This is a genomic window from Actinophytocola gossypii, from assembly GCF_025165815.1.
Taxonomy (GTDB): Bacteria; Actinomycetota; Actinomycetes; order Mycobacteriales; family Pseudonocardiaceae; genus Actinophytocola; species Actinophytocola gossypii.
On the sequence record NZ_JAFFZE010000010.1, the window covers coordinates 133,718 to 147,532 of the forward strand.

Sequence of the window (13,815 nt, forward strand, 5' to 3'; positions counted from 1 at the left end):
CCGGACGAACGCCAGTCGTCCGGGACCGCGGTCCGCCTTCCGACCGCTCGGGTCAGTGGCAGATCAGCAGGGACAGCCCGCTGGTGCCGCCGCAGAGGGTGAGGCTCAGGTTGCTCGGGCACGAGTGCCCCGACGCGGAGCTGCCACCGCCGTGGCCGCCGGTCTGCGGGGCGGTCTCCATGCCTTGCAGGTCGAGAAGCGCCATCGTGTTCTCCTTGAGTGGGGATTTCCTACCGACCCGCGCCGGACGGCGCGGGGGTCATGGGGACGGCCGCGAGGCCGAGTCCCGGCGCGTGCACCGGGTGCTCGTGCAGGGCGACGCCGAGCGCGAGCAGCACGCCCGCGGTGCCGGTGGCGAGGTCCATCGACAGCCGCAGCAGGCCGGTGCCGGGGAACGCCGTACCGTCGCCGAACGGGAGCGCGTGCCAGGCGAGGTTGCGCACCTGCCGGTGCAGTGACTCGCCGGTGGCGCCTCGGCCGGCCAGGTAGTAGAGGATCCCGGCGCGGCCGGTGAACAGGCCGGGCAGGATGTACATCGCGGACTGCGCGGCGCGCCAGGCTCCCTCGCTCGCCTCGGCGAACCGCGCCGTGTGCTCGCCGTCGGGCCGGCGGGTCAGGTACTCGTCGAGCACCATGCCGATGCCGACACTGCCGCCGTCCACGTAGGGCATCGTGCGCCAGCCCTCGTTGACCTCGAGGGTGCCGTTGTCGCGGGTGACGCACCGGCGCAGGTCGTGCCGCAGGGCGAGCGCGGCGCGGTCGAGCAGGGCGTCCTCGCCGGTCTCGTCGTAGGCACGGAGCAGCAGCAGCGCCTGGCCGGCGCACCCGCGCAGCAGCCCGGCGCTGGGCTGCCCGCCGCCGGAGACGGGCGGGGGCGCGTCCGGGTCGGGCTCAGGCAGCGGCGGCACCCGGTTCGCGACCAGCTCGGCGGCCCGCAGCCCGGCCGTGCGCAGCGCCGGCTCGCCGGTGACGTCGGCGAGGTGCAGCAGGTTCAGCCCGATCCCGGACAGGCCGCCGGCCAGGTCGGGGCCGAGCTTCTCCCAGTCCTCGCGCAGACAGATGTCGACGACGTCCAGGGCCTCCTGCCGGTGCCCGAGGTGGTCGAGGGCGAACGCGGCTCCGTGCAGGCCGTCGTAGAGGCCGAGCCGGGAGCCGGACGGCGGGTCGGTGGCGCGGCGCAGCAGCCATGCCTCGTGCTCGGGGTAGCGGCCGGCACCGGTGACGTCGAGGGCGTAGAGCACGCCGGCGGCACCGTAGGCGAGGCCGAGGCCGCCGACCGCGAACTGCTGCGGGTCGCCGGGGAACAGCCGGTCGTCGCGGTCGGGGGTGGCGCTGGTCAGGATCGCGCGGGCCAGGTCGTCGCGCAGTCGAGGCCACTCCCCTGGCTCGGTGGAGGGGGCGGTCGTCGCGGGGGTGTCGGGCGGGACGATCACCTCGACGCCCCGGTCGAGGAAGGCCCGGTCGACCGGGAAGTGCTCGGCGATGACGTCGGCGAAGTGCCGCGCCTTGACCCGGTGCAGGCCGAGCAGGTTCGTCATCGGCAGGAACAGCGCGAGGCGCAGGCAGGCGAGCGCGTACAGGTCGATGTCGAACCCTCGGGTGGCGCGCGGCGCGGTGAACCCGGGGTTGCCCAGACCGGGCCGCTCGGCGTCCGCGACGTCGGAGGTGACCTCGAAGTCGAGCAACGCGACCGTGTCGTCGGGTCGCACGATGATGTTGAACAGGTGCAGGTCCCCGTACACGACGCCACGTTCGTGCACCTGGGCGATGGTCTCCGCCACCTGGTCGTGGATGCCAGTGGCCCAGCGCGTGAACTCCGCGTAGTCGTCGGCGGTCGCGCTCGGGTCGATCATCGGGTAGCGGGTGACGATGGCCTTGCCGAGCACGTCGCCCTCGACGTACTCCATCACCAGGAACCGGTGCTCGCCGAGCCAGAACATGTCGTGCACCGCCGGGATGCCCGGGATGCCGGCGAGGCGCCGCAGCGTCTCGTGCTCGCGGCCGAGCCGGCGCACCGCGTCGTGCCCCCGGGCGTCCAGGCCGGCGTGCGGGCGCCCCTCCTTGAGCACGACCCGTTCGCCGGAGCGGGTGTCGCGGCCGAGGTAGATGCCGCCGCCGTTGGAGAAGTGCAGCACCTCCTCGATCCGGTAGGGCAGGTCGGTGGTGGTGACCGCGTTGCGGGCGGCGAGGTGCGGGGCGAGGAAGTCGGGCAGCGTCACCCAGGGCGGGGGTTTGAAGACCGGGTCGCGCCGGTCCGGCACGAGGTTGCCGTCCGGGTCGGCGATGGCCTCGATGACCTCGCCGCGCTCGTCGACGGTGTACCGGTTGGCGAAGGCGCCGTAGCGGACGTAGAGCGGGCCCTTGCCCCAGCGCAGGTCGCTGAGGATGTACGGGTTGGGCTCGCCGTCGAGCAGCCGGCCGAGCTCGGTGAGCATGGTCTCGCAGGCCGCGTCGTCGCGCGGGTAGATGGTGACGAGCTTGCCGCTGTAACCGCGCGGGGCGTACTTGGAGACGCGGGCGGTGAGGGCGGTGGCCGACCGGAGGAACTTGAACGAGATGCCGCGCGGGACGCAGTAGTCCCAGATCGTGTCGAGGACCCGTTCGGCGTTGTCGGCGGTGGCCGAGGCGTGGATCTTCCAGCCCTGGAGGGGGAGGTCCTGGCGTCGGGCCGGGTCGACGACGAGCCAGTCGTCCTGTTCGCGCAGCGTCCAGCCGTCGGGCAGCGGGCGGGCGGCGGTGGCGAAGGACTCCCCGGCGGTGCGCTCGGAGTGCAGGGCGTCGTAGAAGGACGGATCCGCCATGCAGAACGGTTGGTAGTCCTGATCCATGCTGCTCCGCTCGTCGGCCGGTGGTCGGGCCACTGTGGACGAGAGCCATCGTGCTGCATGGTCGGAGCCGACCATCAGTGCATATCGTCACCGCCCGACCACGCGGATGTCATGGCCGACGATGTGCGATCCGCACCCGCCGAGGGGTTCACCGCTGTTTGGCCGCCAGCCGGGCCCGGACCTCCGGGCGGCGCAGCGGCGGCACCGTCGTCGGGGGCTGCTTGCGGGGCGGCAGCTCGGCGAGCAGGCGGGTGGTGGCCTCGGTGACGGCGGCGACGGCGGCCTCGAACGGCTCGCGCGTCCGGTCCGACACCGACTGGACGCCGCTGACCTTGCGGACGTACTGGCGGGCGGCGGCCTCGATCTCCTCGGCGGTCGCGACGGGTTCGAGCCCGCGCAGGGCGGTGATGTTCCGGCACATGCCCCCGAGCGTACGGCGCGCCGCCGACAGTCCGGTCCCAACATAGACGGAAAGTTGCCAAACGTTCCCATACCGGGAAAATCGGTACCTTGTTGGCCGATTGCCGCCGTCCACACCGGATCCGCACGCTGGTACCAGTCCGGGAACCCCTGCACCCGGACCGAGCCCGTGTGGAGGCAGCCCATGCGCACCGTCCGAGCCCTGCTCCTCGCCGCCCTCACCGCCGCACTGACCGTCACCGGCGCGCACACCGCGCAGGCGGCGGCCGGCGCCTACACCGCCCTCGGCGACTCCTACTCCTCCGGAGTCGGCACCCGCACCTACTACGCCGACAGCGGCGACTGCTACCGCTCCCCGCGCGCCTATCCGGTGCTCGTCGCCCAGCGGCTCGGCGCGCCGCTGACCTTCGCCGCCTGCTCCGGCGCGCGCGTGCCCGACGTACGCGGCCAACTGGGCAGCCTGAACGCCGGCACGGCGTTCGTCACCGTCTCGGTCGGCGGCAACGACGCCGGGTTCGCCGACGTGATCACCCAGTGCGCCCTGCCGTGGCCGTGGACCTGCACGAGCGACATCGAGGCGGCCAACGCCTTCATCCGGAACACCCTGCCCGGGCTGCTGAACGGGCTCTACACCGAGATCCGCGACCGGGCCCCGAACGCGCGGGTCGCGGTGGTCGGCTACCCGCGCCTGTTCAACGGCGAGTCGTGCAACTTCGGCGCCAGGATCAGCCGGGCCGAGCAGACCGCGCTCAACGCCACCGCCGACCTGCTGGCCACCACGATCAGCGGACGGGCCGCCGCGCACGGGTTCGCGTTCGTCGACGTCCGCGCCGCGTTCACCGGACACGCGGTGTGCGACGACGTCGAGTGGATCAACGGCCTGTCCAACCCGATCCTCGAGTCCTACCACCCGAACACCGCGGGGCAGGCGAACGGGTACACGCCGCTGGTGGGCTCCCGGCTCGGCGCGGCGGCCACGTCACCCGGCCTGACCGACGTCTGACCGGGTGACGTCGGGCGGCCGGGATGGGCGGTAATGGTTTACGCGTGCGAGGATCGGGGAACGCGCCGGCCGCGGGACCGGCCGGCCCTGCGAAGCCTTTCAGCGCGGCGGGAGCCATCGTGGCCAAGCAACGACTGTCCGACGACCTCCATCACGAATTCGGAGCCGGGATTCCGGCCGCGGTCGCCCACGAGCGGCCCTTACCCCGACCGGGTGAGCAACTGCGTCGGGCGGTCGACGCCGTCCTCGTCGAGCTCGCCGCGAACGGCACCCCGGACGGGCCGGTACTGCGCCGGCTCGAGGACGTGCTGGTCGGCGGCCTGGCGTGGACGGCGGCGACCGGCGACACCTGCCGGGTCGAACACGCCGTGCACGCCGTCCGCGACGCGCGGGTCCGGCTGGGCGCGGCCGACCCGGACGGTGCCAGGACCGCGTTGCTGACCGCACGGGAGGACCTCGCTCCCCCGGTCGCCCGGCGCTGACCGGTCGCGGACGGACGTGCATGAACGCTGAGCTGCGCGCGCTCGCCGCCGCGCACGGGGTCGCGACCTGGTACGAGGACACCGAACGCCGCCGGGTCGAGGTGGCCGAGGACGTCGTGGTGGCGGTGCTCGCCGAACTCGGCGTGGACGCCGGCACCTCCGCGACCGTGCGCACCGAGTTGTCGGACGCCCTGCGCCGACACGGCCGAGTGACGGTGCCGGACCCGTTGGTGGTGCGTGCCGGCGAGTCGCCGGTGCTGAGCGTGACCGGTGAGCTGACGCTGGAGGACGGCACGGTGCGTCCCGTGCACGACCGGCTGCCCGGCGACCTGCCGCTCGGCTACCACTCGCTGTCGTTCGGCGACCAACGCGTGCCCGTGGTGGTGGCGCCGCCCGCGCTGCCGCCGGTGCCGCCGGCCTGGGGCCTGATGGCGCAGCTCTACGCCCTGCACTCGCCGGGCTCGTGGGGCATCGGGGACTTCGCCGACCTGCGGGAGCTCGTCGGCGGTTCGGCCCGGCTCGGCGCCGGCGTGCTGCTGGTCAACCCGGTGCAGGCGATCACCCCGGTCAAGCCGGTCAAGCGCTCGCCGTACTCGCCGTCCAGCCGGCGCTTCGCGAACCCGCTGTACCTGCGGATCACCGAGACCGACGCGTTCCACCGCGCGCCGGAACGGGTGCGGGCCGAGGTCGCCGCGCTCGCCCCGCCGCCCGGCGCCGAGCTGATCGACTACGACGCGGTGTGGGCGGCCAAGCTCGCCGCGCTGGAGGTGCTGTGGCGGCACGCCGGCCCGGTGCCCGAACCCGAACCGGACCTGGCCGAGTTCGCCGCGTTCTGCGCGCTCGCCGAGGAACACGGCCCCGACTGGCGTACCTGGCCCGCCGGGCTGCGGCATCCGCGCGGCGCCGATCTCACCGCGCCGAGGGCCGCGTTCCACGCCTGGGTGCAGGGGTTGTGCCGCGCGCAGCTGGCGTCGGTGCGGGAGGCGGCGGCCGACATGCGGGTCGGGGTCGTGCACGACCTCCCGGTCGGCGTCGACCCGGCCGGCGCGGACGCCTGGGCGCTGCAGGACGTGCTGGCCTCCGAGGTCACCGTCGGGGCGCCGCCGGACGCGTTCAGCCAGCAGGGCCAGGACTGGAACCTGCCGCCGTGGCGCCCGGACCGGCTGGCCGCGGCCGGGTACGAGCCGTTCCGGGACGTCATCCGGGCGGTGCTGGCGCACGCGGACGGGATCCGGGTGGACCACGTGATGGGCCTGTGGCGGCTGTGGTGGATCCCGCCGGGGCGTCCCGCGAGCGAGGGCACCTACGTGCACTACGACGCGAACGCGCTGCTCGGGGTGCTCACGCTGGAGGCGCGGCGGGCGTCGGCGATCGTCGTCGGCGAGGATCTGGGCACGGTGTCCGACGAGGTCCGCGCGACGCTGCGGGAACGGGGCGTGCTGCGCTCGTCGGTGCTGTGGTTCGAGCGCGACGAGCAGGCCGATGGCGAGCCGCTGCTGCCCCCGGCCCGCTGGCCATCGGACGCGATGGCCTCCATCTCCACCCACGACCTGCCGACCGCGGCGGGCTTCCTGCGCGGCGAGCACGTTCGGGTGCGCGCCGAGCTTGGGCTGCTGGCCGATCCCGCTGCCGAGCGGGAGCGCGCCGCCGCCGACCGGGACGAGCTGCTCGCGGAGCTGGCCGAGCACGGGCTGCTGCCGGAGGAGGCGACCGAGGAGGACCTCGTCGTCGCGTTGCACGCGCTGCTCGCGACGTCGGCCAGCACGCTGTTGCTGACCTCCCCACAGGACGCGATGGGCGAGCCGCGCCAGCCGAACCTGCCCGGAACCGTCGACGAGTACCCCAACTGGCGTATCCCCCTTGCGGTCACCGTGGCCGAATTTCTTCAACACCCCGTAGTCGTCCGCGCCCTCGCCACCCTCCGTACCGAGCGACCCCCGGACACGATCGGATGATCATTCCGAACAAAAGTTCCATTCGCGATTTCACCCCTGTTTCAGCCGATAACGTGGATGTCGATCGCTTCGACCCCACCGAGGAGCACCCGTGCAGCCCTGGCCTGGTTCCCCCTACCCGCTCGGCGCCACCTACGACGGCGCCGGCACCAACTTCGCGCTCTTCTCCGAGGTCGCGGAGCGGGTCGAGCTGTGCCTGTTCGACCCGTCCGGCGCCGAGACCCGCGTCAAGCTGCCGGAGGTCGACGGCTTCGTGTGGCACGGGTACCTGCCGAACGTGGGCCCTGGCCAGGAGTACGGCTACCGCGTGCACGGCCCGTACGAACCGCGCGACGGCGTGCGGTGCAACCCGAACAAGCTGCTGCTCGACCCGTACGCCAAGGCGGTCAGCGGCCACGTCGACTGGGACGAGTCGGTGTTCGGCTACCCGTTCGGCAAGCCGGACCAGCGCAACGACGCCGACTCAGCCATGCACACCACGCGCGGCGTGGTGATCAACCCGTTCTTCGACTGGGCCACCGACCGGCCGCCGAACATCCCGTACAACGAGTCGGTCATCTACGAGGCGCACGTACGCGGCCTCACCAAGCTGCACCCGGAGATCCCGGAGGAGATGCGCGGCACCTACTCCGGCCTGGCGCACCCGGTGATGATCGAGTACCTGCTCGACATGGGCGTCACCGCCGTTGAGCTGATGCCGGTGCACCAGTTCCTGCACGACCACGGGCTCACCGAGCGCGGGCTGTCGAACTACTGGGGCTACAACACGATCGCCTACCTCGCCCCGCACGACGGGTACGCGGCGGCCAACACGATGCCGGGCAGCCAGGTCCAGGAGTTCAAGGCGATGGTCCGCGCGCTGCACGAGGCCGGCATCGAGGTGATCCTCGACGTGGTCTACAACCACACCGCGGAGGGCAACCACCTCGGCCCCACGCTGTCCATGCGCGGCATCGACAACGAGTCCTACTACCGCCTGGTGGAGGACGACCGCCGCTACTACATGGACTACACGGGCACCGGCAACTCGCTGAACGTACGCAGCCCGCACACCCTGCAGCTGATCATGGACTCGCTGCGGTACTGGGTCACCGAGATGCACGTGGACGGTTTCCGGTTCGACCTCGCCGCGACGCTGGCCCGCGAGTTCTACGACGTCGACCGCCTGTCCACGTTCTTCGACCTGGTGCAGCAGGATCCGGTGATCAGCCAGGTCAAGCTGATCGCCGAGCCGTGGGACGTCGGCCCCGGCGGCTACCAGGTCGGCAACTTCCCTCCACTGTGGACGGAGTGGAACGGGAAGTACCGGGACACGGTGCGCGACTTCTGGCGCGGCGAGCCGTCCACGCTCGGCGAGTTCGCCTCCCGCATCACCGGTTCGTCGGACCTCTACAAGGACGACGGCCGCCGCCCGTACGCGTCGATCAACTTCGTCACCGCGCACGACGGCTTCACCCTCAACGACCTGGTCTCCTACAACGAGAAGCACAACGAGGCCAACGGCGAGGGCAACCGCGACGGCGCCGACGACAACCGGTCGTGGAACTGCGGCACCGAGGGCCCCACCGACGACGAGAAGATCCTCGACCTCCGGGCCCGCCAGCGCCGGAACCTGCTCGCGACCCTCCTGCTGTCCCAGGGTGTGCCGATGCTCCTGCACGGCGACGAGCTCGGCCGCACCCAGCAGGGCAACAACAACGGCTACTGCCAGGACAACGAGCTGTCCTGGGTCGACTGGTCTTTGCTGGAAACCAACGGCGACCTGGTCGACTTCACCGGCGCCGTGATCGCGTTAAGACACAACCACCCGGTGTTCCGGCGGCGCCGCTTCTTCAACGGCCGCCCGATCCGCCGAGGCGACGAGCTCCGGGACATCGCCTGGTTCACCCCGTCGGGCGAGGAGATGTCCGAACAGGACTGGGAGTCGGGGTTCGGCCGCAGCATCATGGTCTTCCTCAACGGCGACGGCATCCCCGACCTGGACCGCCGAGGCGACCGCGTCACCGACGACTCGTTCCTCCTCTGCTTCAACGCCCACCACGACGACATCGACATGACCCTCCCCGACCCCGACTACGGCGCCGAGTGGACAGTCGTAGTCGACACCGCCACCGGCGAAGTCTCCTCCGACTCAGGAGGAGGCGTGGTGGTAGGCGTAGTAGCCGGCGAAACCCCCTCCAGCCCCAAAACAGCCAAGGCGAGCACCAACCTCACCGTCACCGGCCGTTCGCTCCTGGTCCTCCAACGCACCGCCCAACCAACCTGACCACGCGCCCGATTCATCCGCGCTCGTCCCAACCCACGCACAGCCGCCCATGCACAGCCCAACCCACGCACCGCCGCCCCGCGCACCACCGCCCAACCACGCACAGCCGCCCACGCGTTGCCCAACCCACGCACCCGCCCAACCACGCACAACCGCCCACATAGCCCAACCCACGCACCCGCCCAACCACGCACAACCGCCCACATAGCCCAACCCACGCACCCGCCCAACCACGCACAACCGCCCACACACAGCCCGACCCACGCACCCGCCCACAACCGCCCACGCATAGCCCAATTCACGCACCCGCCCAACCCAGGCGCAGCCGCCGACGCACCGCCCAACCACCCACCGCCGCCCGCGCACAACCCAAACACTCACCGCCGCCCCGCGCACCGCCCAACCCACGCACAGCCACTTACGCAGCCGCCCAGCCACCCACAACCGCCGACGCTCAGCCCAACCACGCACAACCGCCCAACCCCTCGCACCGTCACCCACGCACCGCCCAACCCCACGCACCACCGCCCACGCTCAGCACAACCCACGCACCCGCTCCCCGACCACAACCCGCAGCCGACCACGCCGACTCCGTCCAACCCGAGGTAACTCGCGTGACCCACGTGCCCAGCTCCACCTACCGCGTCCAGGTGCGACCCACCTTCGACCTCGACGCCACCGCCTCGCTGGTGACCTACCTGCACCGCCTCGGCGTCGGCGCCGTCTACACCTCGCCCCTTCTCGCCGCCGCTCCCGGCTCGACCCACGGCTACGACGTCGTCGACCCCACCCGCGCCAACCCGGAGCTCGGCGGGGAGTCCGCCCGCCGCGGGCTCGTCACCGCCGCTCGCGAACACGGGCTCGGGCTCGTCGTCGACCTCGTGCCCAACCACATGTCCGTCGAGGTCCCCGCAGCCAACCCCTGGTGGTGGGACGTCCTCACCCACGGCCCGGAGTCGGCCTTCGCCGGGTACTTCGACATCGACTGGTCCCGCGGCCCGATCCTGCTCCCCGTCCTGGGCGACGAGGGCGCGCTCGAACTGCGCGACGACCGCCTCGCCTACTACGAGCACGAGTTCCCCATCACCCCCGGCACCGGCGACGGCACGCCCGCCGAGGTCCACGAACGCCAGCACTACCGCCTCGTCCACTGGCGCCGCGGCAACGCCGAGCTCACCTACCGCCGGTTCTTCGACATCACCTCGCTCGCGGCCGTCCGCGTCGAGGATCCCGCCGTGTTCGACGCCACCCACGCCGAGGTCCTCCGCTGGGTCCGCGCGGGCGAGGTCGACGGCCTGCGCATCGACCACCCCGACGGCCTCGCCGACCCCGGCGGCTACTTCGCCCGCCTCCGCGACGCCGCCGACTGCTGGCTCGTCGTGGAGAAGATCCTCGCCCCCGGTGAGGAACTTCCCGCCTCCTGGCCGGTCCACGGCACCACCGGCTACGACGCCCTCCGCCAGGTCTGCGGCGTCTTCGTCGACCCGAGCGGCGAGCCCGCGCTCACCGAGCTGGCCGCCGCACCCGACTTCGCCGTCGAGGAGGCCCGCAGCCGCCGCATGATCACCGACCGCTCGCTGGTCGCCGAGCTGCGCCGGATCGCCGCGCTCGCCCCGGACGTGCCAGAGGACGCCGTCGCCGAGCTGATGGTCGCGTTCCCCGTGTACCGCTCCTACCTCCCCGAGGGCCTCGCGCACTGGACCGCCGCCGTCGACACCGCCCGCGCACGCCGCCCCGACCTCGCCGACGCGCTCACCCGGCTCGACCGGGCCGTCCGCGACGACCCGGACGGCGAGCTGGCCACCCGCGTCCAGCAGACCTCCGGCATGGTCGTGGCCAAGGGCGACGAGGACACCGCCTTCTACCGCTACCCCCGCCTCACCGCGCTCAACGAGGTCGGCGGCGACCCCACCCGCTTCGGCGTCACCCCGGCCGAGTTCCACGCCGGCGCCGCCGCCCGCGAAGCCGGCTGGCCGGCGGGCATGACCGCACTGTCCACCCACGACACCAAGCGCTCCGAGGACGTCCGGGCCCGGCTCGCGGTCCTCGCCGAGGTACCGCACGAGTTCGCCGCCGCCGTGCGCCGTTGGTCGGCCAGGCACCCGCTCGGCGAACCGACGCTGGAGCTACTGGCCTGGCAGTCCCTCGTCGGCGCCTGGCCGATCACAGCGGACCGGCTCGCCGCCTACCTCGACAAGGCCGCCAAGGAGGCCAAGCTCCGCACCAGCTGGGTCGACCACGACGAGCCGTTCGAGGCCGCAGTCGCCGCCTGGCCCGCCGAGGTCATGGCCGACACCACCACCCGTGCCGACCTCGAGGCGTTCGTCGCCCGCGTCGCAGGCCCTGGCTGGTCCAACGCACTCGGCCAGAAGCTCCTGCACCTCACCGGCCCCGGCGTCCCGGACGTCTACCAGGGCACCGAGCTGTTCGACCTGTCCCTGGTCGACCCGGACAACCGCCGCCCGGTCGACTTCGCCGCCCGCGACGCCCTCCTCACCCGCCTCGAGGACGGCTGGCTGCCCGAGACCGTCGACGACACCGGCGCCGTCAAGCTGCACGTCGTCCGCACCGCCCTGCGCCTGCGCCGGGACCGGCCCGACCTGTTCACCGGCTACCGCCCGCTGCGCGCCGACGGTCCGGCCGCCGACCACGCGCTCGCGTTCGCCCGTTCCGGCGTGGTCGCGGTCGCCACCCGCCTGCCCGTCACGCTCTCCCGCACCGGCTGGCGGGACACCGTCCTCGCCCTGCCCCCCGGCCGCTGGACCGACCACCTCACCCGCCGGCCCGTCCCACCGGTCGTGCCGCTGGCCGACCTGCTCGACCGCTACCCCGTCGCCCTTCTGGTCGGAGAGCCGTGATGACCGCCGAGCACTTCTCCGTCTGGGCCCCGCACCGCGACCGCGTGCGCCTCACCATCGGCCCCACCACCCACGCCATGGAACGCGACGACCACGGCTGGTGGCACGCCGAGATCCGGGGCGCCGGGGACGGCACCGACTACGCGTTCCTGCTCGACGACGACGAGACCCCACTGCCCGACCCCAGGTCCCGCTGGCAGCCCGCCGGCGTGCACGGCCCGTCCCGCCGCTACGACCACCGCGCGTTCGCCTGGTCCGACGCCGCCTGGACCGGCCGGCAGCTCGCCGGCGGCGTCATCTACGAGCTGCACATCGGCACGTTCACCGAGCAGGGCACGTTCGACGCCGCGCTCGACCGCCTCGACCACCTGGTCGACCTCGGCGTCGACTTCGTCGAGGTACTGCCGGTCAACGCGTTCGACGGCACCGCGGGCTGGGGCTACGACGGCGTGCTGTGGGGCGCGGTGCACGACCCGTACGGCGGCCCGGACGCCTTCAAACGGTTCGTCGACGCCTGCCACGCCCGTGGCCTCGCCGTACTGCTCGACGTCGTCTACAACCACCTCGGGCCGTCCGGCGCGTACCTCGACCGGTTCGGCCCGTACTTCGCCGGCAGCACGATCTGGGGCCCGGCGCTGAACCTCGACGGCCCCGACTCCGACGAGGTCCGCCGCTACGTCATCGACAACGCGCTGAGCTGGCTGCGCGACTACCACCTCGACGGGCTGCGGCTCGACGCCGTGCACGCCCTGGTCGACCGGGGCGCCACCCACCTGCTGGAGGAGCTCGCCGACGAGGTCGACGCCCTCGCGGCCGGCCTGCGCCGACCACTGCACCTCATCGCCGAGTCCGACCTGAACGACCCGAAGCTGGTGACCTCCCGCGACGCCGGCGGCTACGGTCTGGCCGCCCAGTGGTGCGACGACCTGCACCACGCCCTGCACGTCGCCCTCACCGGCGAGACCGACGGCTACTACCGCGACTTCGGCCGGCCGGACGCCCTGCCGGACACGCTGCGCCGCGCCTTCTTCCACGCGGGCACCTGGTCGTCGTTCCGCCGCAGGACCCACGGCCGTCCGATCGACCCCCGCCGACACTCTGGCCACCGCTTCCTCTGCTACCTGCAGAACCACGACCAGATCGGCAACCGCGCCCAGGGCGACCGGATGACCGCGACGATCCCCGCGGCCCGGATGCTCTGCGGCGCCGCCATCGTGCTGTGCTCGCCGTACACGCCGATGCTGTTCATGGGCGAGGAGTGGGCGGCGAGTTCCCCGTGGCAGTTCTTCGCCTCGTTCACCGACCCCGACCTGGCCACCGCGGTCCGCGACGGCCGCCGCAAGGAGTTCGCCGAGCACGGCTGGGGCGAGGCGGAAGTACCCGATCCCATGGACCCCGCGACCGTCACCCGCTCCACCCTGCCCTGGTCCGAGCTGAACGACCCGGCTCACCGAACGGTGTACGAGACCTACCGCGCCCTGATCGCCCTCCGCCGCGCACACCCCGACCTGGCCGACCCAAGACTCGACCGCTTCCACGTGGACACCCACGACGCCTGCCTGGTCCTGCACCGGGGCGACCGCCGCGTCGTGGTGAACCTCGGCGGCGCCTCGGCCACGATCCCGCTCGACCGGCCACCGGGCGAGCCGTTACTCGCGTCAACCGAACCGGAGGTGACCGGCACCCACGTCACGCTTCCCCCCGACACGTTCGCCGTCTTCTGACGCCGGTTCCGACGACGAGCCCGCCGGCGCGCGTCGTGCCAGCATGGAGGCATGGACGACAAGCAGATCGCGGCCCGCATCGGCGACCTGATCGCCGAGGAGCACGAGCTGGAACGCGGTGGCGACGCCGACACCGTGCGGCGCCGCGAACTCGAGGTGGAGCTCGACCAGTGCTGGGACCTCCTCCGGCAGCGTCGAGCCCGCCGCACCGCGGGCGAGAACCCCGACGACGCGGAAGCACGCCCCGGCAACGTCGTCGAGGGTTACCTGCAGTAACCG

The 13,815-nt window shown here is 72.6% G+C and carries 10 protein-coding genes; 7 read left to right on the top strand and 3 right to left on the bottom strand.

The window, feature by feature from the left end:
• Positions 1-52: 52 nt before the first annotated feature.
• The 3 genes from JT362_RS11835 to JT362_RS11845 all read right to left on the bottom strand — a co-directional run bounded on the left by JT362_RS11835 (position 53) and on the right by JT362_RS11845 (position 3,249).
• Positions 53-205, bottom strand: a complete 153-nt coding sequence (locus JT362_RS11835; RefSeq protein ID WP_260191176.1) for a SapB/AmfS family lanthipeptide — start codon at positions 203-205, stop codon at positions 53-55.
• A gap of 25 nt (positions 206-230) precedes the next feature.
• Positions 231-2,828, bottom strand: coding sequence for a class III lanthionine synthetase LanKC (lanKC, locus tag JT362_RS11840; protein WP_260191177.1), 2,598 nt, complete (start codon positions 2,826-2,828; stop codon positions 231-233).
• A 148-nt stretch (positions 2,829-2,976) separates the two neighbouring features.
• Positions 2,977-3,249 (bottom strand): DUF2277 family protein, encoded by a 273-nt coding sequence (locus tag JT362_RS11845; protein ID WP_260191178.1) that lies wholly within the window; start codon positions 3,247-3,249, stop codon positions 2,977-2,979.
• Positions 3,250-3,432: 183 nt separating this feature from the next.
• On the opposite strand from JT362_RS11845, the gene JT362_RS11850 reads away from it, so the two are divergent.
• From JT362_RS11850 to JT362_RS11880, 7 genes are all read left to right on the top strand, one after another.
• Entirely contained in the window at positions 3,433-4,251 is an 819-nt protein-coding gene (locus JT362_RS11850; protein WP_260191179.1) for an SGNH/GDSL hydrolase family protein, read from the top strand.
• 119 nt (positions 4,252-4,370) lie between these two features.
• Positions 4,371-4,733 carry a hypothetical protein gene (locus tag JT362_RS11855; protein ID WP_260191180.1) on the top strand — a complete coding sequence of 121 codons (363 nt, stop codon included), beginning with the start codon at positions 4,371-4,373 and terminating at the stop codon, positions 4,731-4,733.
• 20 nt (positions 4,734-4,753) lie between these two features.
• Positions 4,754-6,688, top strand: coding sequence for a 4-alpha-glucanotransferase (gene malQ, locus JT362_RS11860; protein WP_260191181.1), 1,935 nt, complete (start codon positions 4,754-4,756; stop codon positions 6,686-6,688).
• Between the two features lie 91 nt (positions 6,689-6,779).
• Positions 6,780-8,954 carry a glycogen debranching protein GlgX gene (glgX, locus tag JT362_RS11865; protein ID WP_260191182.1) on the top strand — a complete coding sequence of 725 codons (2,175 nt, stop codon included), beginning with the start codon at positions 6,780-6,782 and terminating at the stop codon, positions 8,952-8,954.
• 614 nt (positions 8,955-9,568) lie between these two features.
• Positions 9,569-11,812 (top strand): malto-oligosyltrehalose synthase, encoded by a 2,244-nt coding sequence (treY, locus tag JT362_RS11870; RefSeq protein WP_375546480.1) that lies wholly within the window; start codon positions 9,569-9,571, stop codon positions 11,810-11,812.
• On the top strand, positions 11,812-13,536 hold the full coding sequence (gene treZ, locus JT362_RS11875) for a malto-oligosyltrehalose trehalohydrolase (RefSeq protein ID WP_260191183.1): 1,725 nt from the start codon (positions 11,812-11,814) through the stop codon (positions 13,534-13,536). Before treY ends, treZ begins: the two co-directional genes overlap by 1 nt.
• A gap of 51 nt (positions 13,537-13,587) precedes the next feature.
• Positions 13,588-13,812: a DUF2630 family protein gene (locus tag JT362_RS11880; RefSeq protein ID WP_260191184.1), complete on the top strand. Its 225-nt coding sequence runs from the start codon at positions 13,588-13,590 to the stop codon at positions 13,810-13,812.
• The last annotated feature ends 3 nt before the right edge of the window (positions 13,813-13,815 follow it).